The sequence below is a fragment of the Caldococcus noboribetus genome (assembly GCF_055389385.1).
On the sequence record NZ_AP042475.1, the window covers coordinates 101,836 to 117,757 of the forward strand.

Below are 15,922 nucleotides of genomic sequence, written 5' to 3' on the forward strand. Positions count from 1 at the left end.
TCATAGCGTGCAGCCCAACAGTCAAGGGCTCACTGAACCCTTGAGCCTCCAAGGTATGTGGCCAGGGTCCTCAGCCTGCCCAGCTCTTCAGGCTCAACCTCTAGGGGATCCCCTGACGCTATGACAAGGTCCGCCAGCCTGCCGACCTCGAGGCTGCCCACGTCGCTGTCCCTGAGGACCTCAGCGGAGCCCCTGGTGTAGGCGTCCAGGGCCTCTGTGACGCTCAGCCTTTCGCCTATGTCATCAACGCCGTTCACGGCCGCTGAGAGGGTGGCCCACGGGTTCGTGGGCTCCACCGGGGCGTCCGTGGAGAGCCCAACCGCGGCGCCCGCGGAGATCATGGACTTGAACCTGTAGGCCCACCTGACCCTCTGGCCCAGCCTCTGGTATATCCACGGCGAGTCGTCAACTGCAAACATGGGTTGCACCGCCACCCTGAGGCCCGAGAGCCTTGGAAGCTGGTCGTCCCTCACAAGTGAGGCGTGCTCAACCCTCAGCCACTCGCCAAGGCCTTCGGAGCCCCTGAGCACCACGTCAAGGGCCGCGTCCCCTATCGCGTGCACCGCCACCTGCAGCTTAAGCCTAGAGGCCCTGGCCAGCAGCGACCTTAGCTCCTCGGGGCTCAGCAGCGGCCTCCCCCTGTTACCCGGGTCGTCCGAGTAAGGCTCGCTCAGGTAGGCCGTCCTGGCGCCGAGGGAGCCGTCGGCGAACACCTTGAGGCCCATCACCTTTACTAGGTCGTTGCCGAAGCCCCCGGATATGCCTAGGGGCTCTAGAAGGCCCACGCTGTCGGCGTCCAGGTAGAGCCTAAGCCTCAGGGGCAGGGGCTGGGACGTGAGACCGGCCATAAGCTTAAGCGGCACGTTCATGAAGCCTACCGTGGTCACCCCCTGCAGGGCCAGCCTCCTGGCCTCCTCGCCTACGTACATCATGTACTCCTCTGGCGGGGGCTCGAGCTGCCTGAGGGCCCTTATCACTGCCCCCTCCCTGACCAGGCCGCTCGGCCTGCCGTCTGGGCCAACATCTATGTAGTCCTCGAGGCCCCTCAGGTCAACCCTCTTCATAGCTGATGAGCTCAGCAGGGCGACGTGGCCGCAGACCCTTATTAACATCACTGGCCTGTCGCCCGCTATGTCGTCTATGTCCGCTGACGTGGGGGGCCTCCCCTCCCTGAGCCTTGTGTCGTCCCAGCCCCTGCCCAGCACAACGGTGACGTTTGGCCGCCTCTCGAGGAACTCCCTGACCCTGCGCCTCAGCTCATCTATGCTCTCGACTCCCCTGAGGTCAACGCCGCTGTCCTGTATTGCGAGGCCGCTGAGGTGCATGTGGGCGTCTATGAAGCCCGGCAGGCCCACGCCCCTGTCTATGTCGACCTCCTCGCACTCCAGCTCCCTGCAGGCCCTCTCTACCTTGCCCTGGTCGCCCTCAAGCACGACCCTGCCGTTCACCGCAAGCAGGGAGTCCACTACCTTGAGGGGCCGGAAGGAAACGTACACCCTGCCATAGAATGCCGTGGCCCTCAAGGGGCCTACCTCTTTATCAGCGGGAAGTCCACTATCTTGGCCTCGCCCGACCTGCCCCTCTCGTCAACTATGGCTACAGTCTCGCCGAAGATGGAGTACCTCACGTCGAGGTAGCCCTGCCCAACGCCCCTCTGGAGCACTGGGCTAAAGGTGCCGCTCGTCACCCAGCCCACGTCAACGTCGTCTACCATGACCCTGTAGCCGTTCCTAGGTATGAACCTGGCTGAGGACTTCTTCATCTCAAACCCTACCCTGACCCACCTCAGCCCCTCCCTCCTGCACGCCCTCAGGGCGTCCTCGCCTATGAAGCCCCTCTTGCTCCAGTCTATGGCTCCTAGGCCGTACCTAAGGCTTAGGGCGCAGGGGAACTTGAGGGGGTCCTCGCCGTACTCGTTGCCCCCGAGGACGAAGCCCATCTCTATCCTTAGGGTGTCCCTCGCGGCTATGCCTACAGGCTTCGCACCCAGCTCCAAGGCTCTCCTGTAAATCCTCTCCGCGTCGCCTGGGGCTGCCCACACCTCAAAGCCGTCCTCGCCTGTCCAGCCGCTCCTGCTCACAAGGAAGGCCTTGGCGTCGCCCAGGTCAACATTGAGCAGGAACTGCAGTGGCTTAAGGGAGCTCGCCTCCTTGAGGCCCATCCTCTCCATGACCTCGGGGCTCCTCGGGCCCTGTATGGCCAACATGGCGTAGGTTGAGGTTAGGTCCTCCAAGTTTACCTTCAGGCCCCTCGAGGAGGCGACCTGCAGCAGGTGCGACTTCATCCTCTCAGTTACGGCGGCGTTGGGCACCGCGAGCCACTCACTGTCGGAGACCTTGTACCACATCTCGTCGTCGATTACCCTCGCCAGCTCATTGAGGGCAAGGGTTGGGCCGCTCATGAAGCCCTCCTTGGTCGCTGAGACCTTCTTAGTAAACACTATTTCCAGGAGCTCGGCTGCGTCAGGGCCCGTGAGCCTCAGCCTCCCCATGTGGCTTATGTCAAATATCCCGACGTCGGTCCTGACGGCCATGTGCTCCTCCATGGTAGACGTGTAAACCATGGGGACGCTCCAGCCGGCGAACTCACCGAAGGAGGCCCCCAGGCTCTCATGGAGTGAGGAGAGCTGAACTGCCCTGAGGCCCAAGCTCACACCTGCAGGCCAAGGGCCTGTGAAGAATAAAAGTGGCGAAGGCTTCCCACTCAGAATATGTCAACATATGATATCCTGAGCCTCTTGCTCGCCTCGTCCAGGCGCCTCCAGTCCTCGTAGGACAGGGCCCAGCCCGTGGCCCCGGCGTTCTCCTCGACCTGCTCAGGCGACTTAGCGCCAGGTATTGGCAGCACGACGCTGCTGGTCCTTAGCAGGAAGTTAAGGGCCACCTGTGAGGGGGTTTTGTCGTACTTCTTTGCCACCTCCTTTAGCTCCTCTGCGAGCTGGAGTATCTGCGAGTAGTTCTCGGGCCTGAACAGCTGGTTGTTCCTCCTGACGTCGCTGAACTTGCTCACCTCATCTAGAGTGTACTTGCCAAGTATGGCGGCCTGGGCCAGCGGGCTCCAGGCCAGCACGGTCATGCCGTTGGCCTCGGCATATGGTATGTGCTGCTGCTCCGCCTGCCTCTCAACTATGTTATACCTCAGCTCGAGCACCTCCACGTCGTGCCTGCTCAGGCAGTACCTGAACTCCTCTATGAGCGCCACGGGGTAGTTGCTCAGCCCTATGTACCTTACCTTGCCCATCTCAACGAGCCTCTCAAAGGCCCTGGCGTACTCGCACGTGGGTATGTTGTGCCAGGCCGGCGGCCAGTGGGCCTCAAGCGCGTCTATGAAGCTAGTCTGGAGCCTCCTCAGGCTCCCGTCAACGGCCCTGAACACATCATCATAGCTCAGGAAGTGGCCAGGTATCTTGGTAACTATGAACACCTCGCTCCTCTGCACCCCAAGCTCCCTTATGGCGTCCCCTATGAACTTCTCACTCATGCCGTTGCCGTAAACCATGGCAGTGTCTATCAGCGTGATTCCGAGCTCCAGCGCCTTGGCTATGGTGGCCTTGGCCTTCTGGTAGTCCGTGACGCCCCACGCGTCGCTGAACTGCCAGGCCCCGAGCCCTATCCTAGAGACCTTCTCCTTGGTTGATCCGAACTCGGTGTACTCCAAACAGAGCACCCGCGCTGAAGTAAAGGGCTGGAGTTTTAAATAAAAAGCCTTTACTTGGGCGAGGCCTAAGAGCTCCTTGGCCCTGATGGCCTGACCACCGTGTTTACCAGGGGGTCAAGGCCCTTGACAACTATTTCGACCCTGTCGCCGTCCCTGAGGTACCTCCCCCTTGGATGTCCAACGCCCGGCGGGGTTCCAGTAAATATCAGGTCCCCGGGGTAAAGCTTCATGTACTTTGACAGCTCAGCCACTATCTCGGCGAAGCCGTAGGTCATCTCATTAGCGCAGCCGTGCTGAACCCTCTCGCCATTTATATAAGTCTCCACGCACGAGCCCTCCAGCTCGGAGTAGTCGTCAAGGACCTTAACGTAGGGCCCCGTGGGCGAGAATGTGTCCAGGCTCTTGGAGAGGCACCAGGGGAGCCTCTCGTCGTACTGGAGCTCCCTGGCCGTCACGTCGTTCCCAGCCATGTAGCCAAGTATGGCGTCCCTGGCCTCCCTCGCGCTGGCGTGCTTCACCGCCCTGCCGATGACTATTACTACCTCGCCCTCATAATCAGGCTTCTGTATGAAGTCCGGCACCTCAATGCTGTGAAGGTGCCCACTCAGCGCGCTGGGGGCCTTCATGAAGAACACCGGCCTCTCCACTGACCCCATCTCTCTCGCGTGGGCCGCGTAGTTCTTGCCAATGCCAATTATCTTCGAGGGCTGGGGCACCGGGGGCTCAAGCGGCCTGTCAAGCCCCTGGACGAGCTCCCCCTTCTCCAGCTTCTCCATGAGTTTAGCTGGGTCCCTGAAGAACGTGGCTGGGTCCACCGGGGAGCCGTCGATAAGGGCCAGGTAGGCCTGACCGCCATCAACCAGGGCCAGCCGGGGTACTCCCCCTACAAGCACTGAGGCAAGCCTCAAGGCGAGTCACGGGGCGTCAGGGCCTCGGGAAGTTTAAAAGCGGCCACAGGCCGTGCAAGGAGTTGAACAGAGGCGTAAAGAGGGTTAATTTTATAAGATAAGGGTGCAGGCTCTACGAGGAAAGCCAGGGTGCTTGAGTCGTGGCCGCGAGCCAGGAGAAGAGGGTCGTCAACCCGCTGAGGTACCTGAGGGATGCTGTTGACAGCCAGATATACGTTAAGCTTAAGGATGGCACTGAGTACGTGGGCCAGCTCTTAGTTACCGACTCGACTATGAACCTAGTGCTCGACAACTCCGTCGAGGTGAAGGATGGGAAGCAGATAGTCGCCAGGCTGGGCAAGATACTCATAAGGGGGAGCATGGTACAGTACGTCAGCTTTAACCCAGAGCTGGCGGCCCCTGACGTGGTCTCCAAGTGAGACTTTCAGAAAGTGAAAGGCGTAAATATCCCTAGGTGAACAGCTTGGAAGGGCGCGGACATGTGAGCATAAGGACAGTGCTGATAGGCGCTGGCAACGGCGCCTCCTACTTCCTCGCTGGACTTGAGAAGCTGAAGGCCGGGGAGATACAGCCCGTGGGTATACCCCTTGTGAACTACATGAAGGCCCACAGGCCTGAGGACATAGATGTTGTAGCCGTGTATGACGTTGACAACTCAAAGGTTGGCAAGGACATGTACTCAATAGCGTCAAAGCTCTCGCCCTTCAGCTCACTGCCCAAGACCCTGAAGGACATCGTAGTGAGCAGAGGCGTCCACTGCGGCAGCCTGAGGGGGCTTGACGTGGACGCCTCAGGCCTTGAGGACGCGCTCGGCAGCCCTCAGCAAGCCCTGGACGAGCTGGTCTCGCAGCTGGTTAAGCTTAAGCCTGACGTAATAGTGAACGTGATAACCACAGAGCCTATGAGGTTCGTTGAGAGCGAGGGGGAGTTTGTCAAGTTGGCCTCAACGTGCTCCGCAGGGGCCACGCTGGCATATGCATACGCCGCCAGCGAGTACTCGCTGAGGACCGGGAACCCCGTGGCATTCATCAACCTGACGCCCCCGGCGGCGGCAAACAGCCCGGGCGTCGTGAGCCGCTTCGAGAGGGCAGGGGCCCTGGTCCTGGGCGACGACGCTGCCACGGGCGCGACGCCGCTGACGGCAGACCTGCTTGAGCACATGGCTGAGAGGGGCCGCAGGGTGCTGTCAGTGGCGCAGTTCAACATAGGCGGCAACACAGACTTCCTCAGCCTGACTGAGCCTGAGAGGAACCACTCCAAGGAGGTCACCAAGAGCAGCATGGTTGCTGACATACTTGGCTACGATGCGCCCCACTACATAAGGCCCACTGGGTACCTTGAGCCACTGGGCGACAGGAAGTTCGTAGCTATGCACATAGAGTACGAGTCCTTCGGAGGTTTCAGGGACGAGGTGATAGTCAACGCCAGGATAAACGACAAGTCAAACCTGGCCGGCCTCATGGCGTCAATCATACCGATAGCCAAGTCGCTGCTTGAGAGGGGGATCCACGGAAGCTACGCCGCCGTTAACAGGTTCTACATGAAGATGCCGGGGCCCCGGGGCACCAAGAACATAAGCAAAATAGTGGCCTACCAGGACATGCTCAGGGAGCTCAAGAAGCTTGACATCATTTGAAGGGGCAGCCCGGATATATTTAATTAAAAGATAAACACTTATAAAGTTCCTGTCTTACAAGTTAACTATACTGAAAATGTGTAAATAACTGTGGGGCGTGAGAGTATGATCCATATAACGCTGCTGCAGTACATACTCTCCGTGGTATCAGGGGTAGTAGTGGGGTTCTCGCTAGGCCTCATAGGAGGGGGCGGCTCCATCCTCGCAGTGCCGCTGCTGCTCTACTTTGTCGGCCTCAGCAGCATACCTAACGCGGCGCACATAGCCCTTGGGACGACAGACCTGGCAGTTGGCATGAACGCGTACATAAACTCCTACATGCACCTCAAGAAGAGGAACGTCTCCCCTAAGGTAGGGGGCATATTTGCAGGCGTCGGAGTGGTCGGCGCCCTCCTGGGCACCTACCTGGGGCACATAACGCCTGGAGGCAGGCTGCTGCTGTACTTCGCCATAGCCATGATAGTCCTCGGCGTCTACATAGGGTTCTTCAGGAACGCGACCAAGGCTGGGACCCACGAGGAGATAAGCAGAGTCGTGGAGGCATACTCTAAATGTCCCAAGCTCACTGCTAAGGTTGCTGCCCTTGTCGCCATCTTCGGGTTCATCGTTGGACTGATAAGCGGGTACTTCGGCATAGGTGGCGGGTTCCTGATAGTGCCTGCCCTCATGTTCTCATCAGGCCTCTGCATCACTAGAGCCATAGGCACCTCGCTGCTCAGCGTAGGAACCTTTGGCATGGCTGGAGGCCTTGAGTACGCCGTGTACGGCGACACGCTGTTCATAATTTCCCTGCTCTACGTGCTCGGCGGCATAGGGGGTGGCTTCCTAGGAACATCGCTGGCCGTCAAGGCGCCTAAGAAGACGCTCCAGAGGGCCTACGGAGTAATAATAGTGCTGGTTGGCATCTACATGATATTCAGGGTCCTGCACCTGTCGCTCTGACCAACCCCTTTTTTCTAGGCCGCTTACCAGGCGGGCGAGGTGATCAGCTTGGAGGAGAGGTACGTAGTTGTCACCGGCGGCGACAGGGGAATAGGAAGGGCCACGGTGCTCAGGTTCGCCAGGGCCGGCTTCAACGTAGTGTTCACATACAGGAGCAGGCAGGACGCCGCCGAGCGCACGGCGTCTGACGCCAAGGCCCAGGGGGCCCACAGCGTCCTCTACTACATGGTTGACGTCTCGAGCTGGGAGTCCGTGTCCCGCTTCGCCCAGGAGCTCTCCAGCAAGGTGCCCTACGTTAACGTCCTGGTCAACAACGCCGGCATAATTGACTACAGCGACTTCGAGAGGCTCACCCCTGACAGGTGGAGGGAGGTCCTGGACGTGGACCTGACGGGGCCCTTCCTGGTGACCAAGGCGCTCCTAGACCTGCTGAAGAGGGCCAGCTGGGCCTCAGTAGTGAACCTAGCAAGCATAGCGGGCCAGACCGGGAACGTGCTAGCGAGTGCGGCCTACTGCACAGCCAAGGGCGGCGTGATTGAGCTCACCAAGAGGCTTGCAGTGGAGCTCGCCAAGTACGGCATAAGGGTCAACGCCGTTGCCCCCAGCTTCGTTGAGACCGACATGGTGGCCGACATACTCAACGACCCCCGCAGGAGGCGGGAGGTGGAGCAGATGCACCCGCTCGGAAGGATAATAAAGCCTGAGGAGGTGGCCGAGGTAATCTACTTCCTGGCGGACCCCTCGCTCTCGCTTAACATAACGGGCCAGGTCATTGGAATTAACGGCGGCAGGTACACTTGAGGACTAAAAGGCGTCAGGTCCCCTGAGGCCAGCTTAGGCTTTAATCCTAGCCCTCACGCGATGCAGTTGAGGACAGCGACTTGCTAGACGTCTCGCTGACGACGGTGCTAAGCGGCCTCAGGGAGGTTGGCTACGCGGTCCTGGTAGGGTCACTAATAAACGTTGTCCTTACGCTGCTCTGGGCCCTAAGGTGGAGAGCCGGGCTGAGGTACCTGGGGGTCAGGGTCGGCTACCTTCAGTCACTGAGCGCTATTGTGGCTAGCTTTCCGCTTGGCAACTTGCTTCCGGCGGGCAAGGCAGCCCAGGAGGCCTTCAGGATAGCATACCTTGACGTCAGGGAGGGCAAGAGGACGTCCGTTATGGCGGCGGCCGCCGTTGAGTGGGTGGCCGAGGGCCTGATAATTTCATTTCTTCTGCTGGCGGTGATTATAAGGCACTACGTCCTCGGCGCCGCAGCCATCACCCTGGTCTCTGTGGCCGTTGGCCAGCGCGAGTGGGTCACGGTCAGGTCAGCCCTCAGGGACCTGGTTAAGGCATTCAGGCTCCTCTCCAGGGATCGAAGGCTTATGGCCATATACCTTGCCATAAGCTCCGCCATAGTGGCCATAGACATGATTAAGGTGTGGCTCGTGGCCCTCATGAGCGCCCTCTACCTGACCCTCTTCGACCTAATTCTACTTTACGTCGTCCTCAGGGTCACGTCCATGGCGCCGACCCCGGCAGCCCTGGGCTTCCTTGACGTGGGGGTCATAGGTGCGCTTAAGCTCATGGGGTACCCCGTGGGGGCAGCGCTTCTGTTCCTGGTGTCCCTTAGGCTTGTTGACACTGTAATGCCCAGCGTCGCGGGCATGATAGTGCTTGCTGTTACTGGGAGCTACCGCGTGCTCAGGCAGGCCAGGGGCGCGGCGAGTTGGAGACGCTGAGGGTAGCGATGGTCAGCGACTGGTTCCCCCCAAGGGTTGGAGGGGTAGAGACCAGCATAAGCGAGCTTTCCAAGGCCCTGGCCAGGCTGGGCCATGAGGTGATCGTGGTAACTCATGAGAACAGCTCCTACAGGGGCCCGCTGGGCCTCGTCAAGAGGGACGGCTACCTGGTGTACTGGATCGGAACTCGCCTCCTGGCCAAGGATGACGTGACCTATGACCCGCTCGTCATAGCTAAGGCATCGCTCTTCGTCAAGAGGAACGCCGTTGACATCGTTCACGCTCACGGCGTGACATCAGTGCTGGGCCTCATGACTTCAATGGTAGCCAGCGGCGGCACGGGCGTGCCCTCGGTGCTCACTAACCACTCGCTCCTGAGCGGCTCAGTGAAGGGCCTGGGCAGGCTGTCCCTTAGGTATGCGCTCAAGTGGCCCACCCTCCTGGTGGGCGTCTCAAGGGCTGCCGCCGAGGACGTCTCCAGGATAAGCGGAAGGCCGGCGGACGTAATACATAACTGCATAAACATTGACTCGTGGAGGGGGATGGCTGCATGGTCCCACCTGGACGGCGACCCAGCCATAGTAATAACCTCCAGGCTGTCGCCTAGGAAGAACCCCCTTGAGATAGCCAAGGTCGCCTCGCTGGTGGCCAGGGAGCTCCCCAGGGCTAGGTTCTACGTAGTCGGGGACGGCATGCTCATGAGGGACCTGATGGACTCGCTCAGAGGCCTTGGGGTTGAGGACAAGGTGAGGGTCCTGGGCCTCATGCCCAGGGAGAGGGTGGCCCAGCTCCTCTCAGGGGCTGACGCCTTCGTCCTGACAAGCTACAGGGAGTCGTTCGGCATAGCTGTCCTGGAGGCCATGGCCCTGGGGGTGCCCCCGCTGGTCTACAGGAGCCCAGGGGTCCTGGACCTGGTGGAGGACGGCAGGAGTGGCATCATAGTTGATGGGCCTGAGGCCATGGCAGATGCCATAGTAAGGGTTGCCAACGATGAGGGCCTCAGGAGGAGCCTTGCTAGGGAGGCTGAGGACAGGGCGAGGCTCTTCGACTGCAGCGTTATAGCCAGGAGGTATGTCGAGGAGTACCGGAGGGCCGAGGAGGTTAAGTGCAGCGATGACAGGAGGTTCCTGGCTTACAGGGCTTACAGGGCCCTCGTGGGGGACCCGGTTAAGGAGGGCGAGTGGTGCAGGGAAAGGAAGTGGAAGTACCATGAGAGGTCGACAGAAGGTCTTGTTCCTGTCGTCAGACGTGGAGCAGGACGCCCCGCCCTACATGAACAGTGAGAGAGGGGTTGTCGAGGGCCTGCCAAGGCTGCTGGAGCTGCTGGACGAGCTTAAGGTAAAGGCCACGTTCTTTGTAGTTGGCAGGATAGCCGAGAGGTACCCTAAGGCTGTCTACAGCATCGTAGAGAGGGGCCACGAGCTTGGGAGCCATGGCTACGCTCACGTGAGGCTGGACAAGGTCCCCCTTAAGGACGCAGAAAATGACATAAGGATGTCCCTCAGAGTGCTCAGGGACTTCCACGATGTTAGGTCGTTCAGGGCCCCTAACCTCAAGCTGCCCCGGCAGCTCCTCCCTGTCCTCAGGGAGGAGGGGGTCATGGTTGACGCAAGCCTGGCCTCCTACAAGCCCCCGTTCCCGCGCGGCCTAAGGGTTGAGGACGGGGTCGTCAGGGTCCCGGCCACTTTGACGAGCAGCGTGCTGCGCATGCCGTGGAGCCTCCAGAGGCCCCTGCTGGCCGTGATGCCGAGCGTGACCACCCTCTTCGTGCACCCCTGGGAGGTCTCGGGCGTGGTGCACTGGAGGCCCGACATATGGGTTGGCACGGGCCCAAGGCTCCTTAGGCTCCTGAGGAGTGTCGTGAATTACATGGTTGGGAGGGGCTACAGGCCCATGACTATGGGCGAGGCCGTCTCACTCCTTGGCAATATTAACTTCAGGGGGCCAGCCCAGCAAGGCAGCCGGTGAGAGGGCTTGCTTGGCAGGCTGAGGAAGTTCATCAACTCCGTGGCGCCAAACACAGTGGGCAAGACGCTTTACAGGGCTGGCGTGACGCCCAACGAGCTCACCTACGCGGGCCTCGCCCTCTCTGCCCTGGCACCGCTCGCCGTCTACCTGGGCAAGGTCGCGTTGTTGCCGCTCTTAATACTGCTGGCTGGCCTCATGGACGTCCTTGACGGTGCCGTCGCCAGGGCCTCCGGGAGGACCACGGCGTTCGGGTCGTACCTGGATTCGATGACCGACAGGGTGAGCGACGCCTTCCTGTTCCTCGCCATGGCCTTAGCTGGAGTAAACCAGTATATAACTATGATGGCGCTGGCCTTCTCGCTCATGGTGAGCTACGCCAGGGCCAAGGGGGAGCTGCTCAACGTTAAGATGGAGGGTGTCGGCCTCGTCGAGAGGAGCGAGAGGCTGATAATCCTCTTCATAATGTCGCTGCTGCTCCTCCTTAGGCAGCTGCTCGTAGACAACGTAATAATGGCCATAGTGGCAGTGCTGGCCGCGGCCACCGTGGTCCAGAGGTCTGTTCACGTTAAGCGCTCAATAGGCTAGGCCGTGCACAGCGACCTGAAGCGGGAGGCGTCGTCCTTCATGAAGACGTTGTTAAACATAACGTAAATGTCCCTGGCCTCCTTGAGTTCCCTGACCTTGTTGCAGAGGCTTTCCAGGTCCCCGTCCGTGTACCTGTACCTGTAGTTGACCTCCCTGCCCCCTATGCCATGAAGCCTGAAGTATGCCACCGGCCTCTCAACGGCAGGGTCGGCCCTGAACGGGTCAACTATATGTATGACTCCCTCAAGGTCCCCTATTACCTTGGCTATGAGGTCAGGCCTTGAGCGCCACGTGCCCCTGGGCTCCCACCCTATTATAAAGTCCCTCGTGGCCACAGTCCTGAAGAACTCGGCTGCCTGCCTCACGTTATCGTCGGAGGCCCCAAAGCTCGGAGGGGTCTGGACCACGACCACTGAGGCCCCGAGGGCCCTCGCGGCCCTGGCGACGACTTCCCATGCCTCCAGGTTCTCCTTAGTTGTCCTGAGGTTGCCGTAACGGTCGGCCAGCTCCTCGGGCACCCTGTGCCTTGCCCTCCTCCACGTGGGTCCCCCGGGAGGGTGGGTGACCGCCTGCCACGCCTTCATGGCAAACCTGAAGCCCTCCGGCGCCTCGCCCCTCAGGGACCTCAGCCTTCCCTCGTCAGGCATGTCATAGAAGGTGTCCTGTAGCTCAACCACGTTGAAGCTAGCGTAGTACCTCTGCCTCCCAACGCACCAGCCGCAGCAGCCAACCAGCAGCAGGGTTTACCCCCGGAATGCCTGCCCAGGCCGAAGTTTAAGCCCGTAGACCCCAGGAGCTCTTGTTAGGTTCTCCGCTAATAGGTAATGTTTTTAAGCTTAGAGTTAAGCAACTTTTAATAGCTCAGTAACCGATACTCAGGTAACTGATATAGGGGGTGAGCCCATGGAGTACAAGTGGACCGTGCTCACCAACACGACGCTCGGCATACTCATGGCTATGATAAACTCCTCGGTGCTTATAATATCACTTCCTGCCATATTCAGGGGTATCCAGCTTAACCCTCTGGCCCCGAGCTCCTTCGACTACCTGCTCTGGCTGCTCATGGGCTACGGCGTCGTCTCCTCATCGTTGGTCGTCTCCTTCGGCAGGCTCTCTGACATGTACGGCAGGGTCAGGCTCTACAGGCTTGGCTTCGTCATATTCACCGTGGGCTCCGTGCTCCTCTCAATAACCCCAGGCAAGGGCACGTTAGCCGCTGGCGAGCTGGTCGCCTTCAGGATGGTCCAGGCCGTCGGGGCCGCTCTGCTGATGGCTAACAGCGCCGCCCTGATAACAGACGCCTTCCCTATAACTGAGAGGGGCAGGGCGCTCGGCATAAACCAGGTGGCCGGCATGGTTGGCAACCTCGTTGGCCTGGTGCTCGGCGGCGTGCTGGCCACTATCAACTGGAGGCTGGTGTTCATAATAAGCGTCCCCTTCGGGGTCGCGGGAACCGCCTGGTCCTACCTCAAGCTCAGGGAGCTCTCCACGCCAAGGAGAGAGGAGAAAGTGGACATAGCAGGCAACCTGGCCTTCATAGGGGGCCTGGTGCTCCTGCTGGCAGGCATAACTTATGCCCTGGAGCCCTACCGCGGGGAGGCCATGGGCTGGAACAGCCCCAGGGTGTTAGCGCTGATGAGCGCCGGGGCCGCTGTGCTCGCAGTGTTCCCTCTCATAGAGATGAGGGTCCAGTACCCCATGTTCAGGCTCGAGCTCTTCAGGTCAAGGCAGTTCTCGGCCGGGATATTTGCGGCGCTCCTGGCGGGCCTCGCCCTCGGGGGCCTCATGATAACGCTCACCATAATGCTTCAGGGTATCTGGCTCCCACTCCACGGCTACAGCTACAGCTCGACGCCGTTCTGGGCAGGCATATACATGATGCCTATGCTCTTCGGCTTCGTCGCCCTCGGGCCCCTGAGCGGGGCCCTCTCTGACAAGTACGGCGCCAGGGAGCTGGCCACAGGGGGCATGCTGATAGCGTTCGCAGCCATGATGGCAATGATGACGCTCAGGTACAACTTCTCTTACCTGCCCTTCGCCCTGATGATATTCGCTGTTGGCGTCGGGAACGGCATGTTTGTGGCCCCGAACACGGCATCAATAATGAACGCCGTGCCGCCGGAGCACAGGGGCGTGGCCTCAGGCATGAGGTCAGTTATGACAAGCATGGCAAACACTGTGAGCATAGCCTTGTACTTCTCCCTGCTGCTCAGCGCCTTTGAGGCCAAGCTGCCCTCAGCAATATACTCGTCCCTTGTGAGCGCCGGCTTCCCGCAGGCCCTGGCCCTAGAGGTCTCCAGGATGCCGCCCACGGCTGCCCTCTTCGCGGCCTTCCTTGGCTATAACCCCATGCAGGTGGTCCTTCAGGACCTGCCGCAGGGGGTGGTAAGCAGCATAGAGTCCGGGGACCCCTCGGGCGTCAAGGAGGTGATGAGCAACACCTGGTTCCCCCACGTTATAGCTCCCCCGTTCATGTACGCGCTCAGGTTCACCCTGCTGATATCAAGTATAATAGTCGTGGTGGCAGCCGTGGCCTCAGCCCTGAGGGGCAGGACCGCCCCTCAGAGCCTGGGAGGGAAGTGAGCCAGGCCTGGCGGGAGCAGGTACCTCATTGCCAGGAGCAGAACAAAGGAGACGAGGGGCACAGTGATGTTATCGTCTACCCCGTTTATCCTCTCCACAAAGGAGGCGGCCACGCCGGCTACAACGCCCTCAAGGCCCAGGAAGTAGCCCCCTATGAGGGACGACACTATGATCATAGCTATGGTCCCCGACCAGGCCTTGCCCCTGACCCTCCTGAGGCCCCTCACGACGCCCGTTATGCCGTCGCCTACTGACATGAAGAGCGCGGAGACGGCCCCAATCACCATGCTTGGGTCGAAGAACCAGGAGGCCAGTATGACCAGGCCCCACATGATGGTGAAGTGAGCCTCGTAGGCGTTGTCAGGCTCCTGGAACCACGCCATTAGCCCCTTCTTCCTCCTGTACAGGATGTAGCCCGTCAGGGCCATGGCTGAGGCGAACGCCATCCAGGGCTGGGTGTAGACAAAGGGCACCAGCGCGGCCACCAGGCCGCCGCCCAGTATGTGTATTGACTTCCTAGCCATGTACCTTGATATGTGGTCCCCAAGTCCATGAGAGGCGGAAAGCCCGTACACGGCCTTTGATATGTAGAGGACCACGGCGCCGACCCACAGGGCTAGGGCTAGCGTCACGGCCAGCTGAAGCGCTATGGATAACATGCTCTCGCTGGCTTTAGTGCTACGCGAGAATTAAAACGCTTGCCCGAGGCTAAATTATGGCCGCCACCACGGCCGCCGCGGTCACCGCAGCGGGGGTCGCAGTGAAGGCTACTGGGCCAAGGTAGAGCGCCAGCCCCCCTGCCAGGGAGCCCACCAGGGAGCCCAGCTCCCTTAACATCATGTAGCCGTGCACCCTGTAGCCCCCCGTTATCCCTATGTATATCCTGTAGAGCGACAAGTCAAGGACGCTGAAGAGGGCCACCAGCACCACTATGTAGGCCACTATGCCGGCCAGGGAGTCTATGAACCTTATGGCAACTATGGCCCAGAGCCCCCTCGCCGCTATGCCGGCCGCCGCCAGCGACCTGGAGCTCGTGCCCTGGACCAGGGCCAACGCCGCTGCCGCCGAGAGGCCCGCGACGGCAAAGGCCACCATGTAGGCCCTGAGGCCCAGGCTCACGTACCTAAGCATGAGGGGCAGCGCCGTCAGGTAGTAGTCGCCGACGAACGTGGTTAGCATGGCTGACACCGCGACCCCCATTGAGGACCCTGAGCCCCTCTCAACAGACCTGGAGATGTTGTAGAGGAGCCCGTACTTGCCGTACACGAAGGACCCCACCGCGGTGGCGTAGAGGCCGAAGCCCTCAAGCCTTAGCATGAGCCCGTGGAGCTTCCTCTCAAATGGAGGCCAGCCTGAGGGGAGAAATGATATAAAGGCCAGCCCAACGGCGAGGGAGGCTACGCCTACCCCCACGGCCAGCCCCATGAGGGGTATGAAGGGCACCATGAAGGACAGGGCCAGCAGCCCGACGCCCTTTATGCCAAAGAGCCCCAGCCTCTGGCCTGAGGCCTTTGCCTCCCACTCCGTGTCTGGGGACAGCTCAAACATGCCCGCCGAGAACCCCAGGTTCGCTGCAGCCGTGGCGACGGCGTGGAACATATAGGCTATTGCCATAAGCTCAACGCCCTTCGCGAGGCCGAAGAGCAGGGAGGCCACAGCTATAGTCACGAGGGAAATTGCTGTAAGCCTGCGGTAGTCACCCCTGTCAGCGAGCCTGCCGAGGAACTCGCTGGACACTATGAACACGGCGCTCCAGGCCGCGCCGATTATGCCGTAGTCTATATCCGACACGTCCGTCCTGAAGCCTATGTAGTTGAACATCATGAAGTCGACTATCGAGAGCGCCGCTATGTACGTGACCCCCAGCCAGTACCACACACGTACTCCCGGCGGAGCATAATGAGCGTTGGAGTTAAGAG

General features: G+C 60.4%; 16 protein-coding genes. 9 read left to right on the forward strand and 7 right to left on the reverse strand.

The genetic code is table 11. The features are described from left to right. Window positions 1-29: 29 nt before the first annotated feature. The 4 genes from ACZ5GQ_RS00535 to ACZ5GQ_RS00550 form a co-directional block, all read right to left on the reverse strand. On the reverse strand, window positions 30-1,523 hold the full coding sequence (locus ACZ5GQ_RS00535) for an amidohydrolase (RefSeq protein WP_498856725.1): 1,494 nt from the start codon (window positions 1,521-1,523) through the stop codon (window positions 30-32). A 5-nt stretch (window positions 1,524-1,528) separates the two neighbouring features. Next, a complete protein-coding gene (gene gcvT, locus ACZ5GQ_RS00540) occupies window positions 1,529-2,653 on the reverse strand; it encodes a glycine cleavage system aminomethyltransferase GcvT (RefSeq protein WP_498856726.1) in 1,125 nt (374 codons plus the stop codon). Between the two features lie 50 nt (window positions 2,654-2,703). Then, a complete protein-coding gene (locus tag ACZ5GQ_RS00545; RefSeq protein WP_498856727.1) occupies window positions 2,704-3,657 on the reverse strand; it encodes an aldo/keto reductase in 954 nt (317 codons plus the stop codon). Between the two features lie 65 nt (window positions 3,658-3,722). Next, window positions 3,723-4,565 (reverse strand): fumarylacetoacetate hydrolase family protein, encoded by an 843-nt coding sequence (locus ACZ5GQ_RS00550; RefSeq protein WP_498856728.1) that lies wholly within the window; start codon window positions 4,563-4,565, stop codon window positions 3,723-3,725. 140 nt (window positions 4,566-4,705) lie between these two features. Between ACZ5GQ_RS00550 and ACZ5GQ_RS00555 the strand changes: the two genes are divergently transcribed. From ACZ5GQ_RS00555 to pgsA, 8 genes are all read left to right on the forward strand, one after another. Continuing rightward, window positions 4,706-4,984, forward strand: a complete 279-nt coding sequence (locus tag ACZ5GQ_RS00555) for a U6 snRNA-associated Sm-like protein LSm6 (protein ID WP_013266485.1) — start codon at window positions 4,706-4,708, stop codon at window positions 4,982-4,984. A 62-nt stretch (window positions 4,985-5,046) separates the two neighbouring features. Next, on the forward strand, window positions 5,047-6,201 hold the full coding sequence (locus tag ACZ5GQ_RS00560) for an inositol-3-phosphate synthase (protein WP_498856729.1): 1,155 nt from the start codon (window positions 5,047-5,049) through the stop codon (window positions 6,199-6,201). A gap of 105 nt (window positions 6,202-6,306) precedes the next feature. Next, entirely contained in the window at window positions 6,307-7,143 is an 837-nt protein-coding gene (locus ACZ5GQ_RS00565; RefSeq protein WP_498856730.1) for a sulfite exporter TauE/SafE family protein, read from the forward strand. 39 nt (window positions 7,144-7,182) lie between these two features. After that, a complete protein-coding gene (locus ACZ5GQ_RS00570) occupies window positions 7,183-7,944 on the forward strand; it encodes an SDR family NAD(P)-dependent oxidoreductase (protein WP_498856731.1) in 762 nt (253 codons plus the stop codon). An 80-nt stretch (window positions 7,945-8,024) separates the two neighbouring features. After that, complete coding sequence (locus ACZ5GQ_RS00575) at window positions 8,025-8,867, forward strand: lysylphosphatidylglycerol synthase domain-containing protein (protein WP_498856732.1); 843 nt, start codon at window positions 8,025-8,027, stop codon at window positions 8,865-8,867. Next, on the forward strand, window positions 8,855-10,150 hold the full coding sequence (locus tag ACZ5GQ_RS00580; protein WP_498856733.1) for a glycosyltransferase family 4 protein: 1,296 nt from the start codon (window positions 8,855-8,857) through the stop codon (window positions 10,148-10,150). The genes ACZ5GQ_RS00575 and ACZ5GQ_RS00580 overlap by 13 nt, the downstream gene beginning before the upstream one ends. After that, window positions 10,098-10,835 carry a polysaccharide deacetylase family protein gene (locus ACZ5GQ_RS00585; RefSeq protein ID WP_498856734.1) on the forward strand — a complete coding sequence of 246 codons (738 nt, stop codon included), beginning with the start codon at window positions 10,098-10,100 and terminating at the stop codon, window positions 10,833-10,835. Before ACZ5GQ_RS00580 ends, ACZ5GQ_RS00585 begins: the two co-directional genes overlap by 53 nt. Window positions 10,836-10,841: 6 nt before the next feature. Further along, window positions 10,842-11,420: a CDP-alcohol phosphatidyltransferase family protein gene (gene pgsA / locus ACZ5GQ_RS00590; protein ID WP_498856735.1), complete on the forward strand. Its 579-nt coding sequence runs from the start codon at window positions 10,842-10,844 to the stop codon at window positions 11,418-11,420. On the opposite strand, the gene ACZ5GQ_RS00595 is transcribed toward pgsA, so the two are convergent. Then, a complete protein-coding gene (locus ACZ5GQ_RS00595; protein WP_498857415.1) occupies window positions 11,417-12,160 on the reverse strand; it encodes a DUF72 domain-containing protein in 744 nt (247 codons plus the stop codon). The two genes, pgsA and ACZ5GQ_RS00595, sit on opposite strands and share 4 nt — an antisense overlap. 163 nt (window positions 12,161-12,323) lie before the next feature. On the opposite strand from ACZ5GQ_RS00595, the gene ACZ5GQ_RS00600 reads away from it, so the two are divergent. Then, a complete protein-coding gene (locus ACZ5GQ_RS00600) occupies window positions 12,324-14,003 on the forward strand; it encodes an MFS transporter (RefSeq protein WP_498856736.1) in 1,680 nt (559 codons plus the stop codon). On the opposite strand, the gene ACZ5GQ_RS00605 is transcribed toward ACZ5GQ_RS00600, so the two are convergent. Together ACZ5GQ_RS00605 and ACZ5GQ_RS00610 are read right to left on the reverse strand one after the other, a co-directional pair. Next, window positions 13,982-14,662, reverse strand: a complete 681-nt coding sequence (locus ACZ5GQ_RS00605; RefSeq protein ID WP_498856737.1) for a dolichol kinase — start codon at window positions 14,660-14,662, stop codon at window positions 13,982-13,984. The genes ACZ5GQ_RS00600 and ACZ5GQ_RS00605 overlap by 22 nt on opposite strands. A gap of 49 nt (window positions 14,663-14,711) precedes the next feature. Continuing rightward, window positions 14,712-15,881, reverse strand: a complete 1,170-nt coding sequence (locus ACZ5GQ_RS00610) for an MFS transporter (protein WP_498856738.1) — start codon at window positions 15,879-15,881, stop codon at window positions 14,712-14,714. Window positions 15,882-15,922: the final 41 nt, after the last annotated feature.

Excerpts from the sequence above, each read along its gene's own strand:
- ACZ5GQ_RS00565 (WP_498856730.1), top strand. The coding sequence starts at position 6,307 with ATGATCCATATAACGCTGCTGCAGTACATACTCTCCGTGGTATCAGGG.
- ACZ5GQ_RS00600 (WP_498856736.1), top strand. The coding sequence starts at position 12,324 with ATGGAGTACAAGTGGACCGTGCTCACCAACACGACGCTCGGCATACTC.
- ACZ5GQ_RS00605 (WP_498856737.1), bottom strand. The coding sequence starts at position 14,662 with ATGTTATCCATAGCGCTTCAGCTGGCCGTGACGCTAGCCCTAGCCCTG.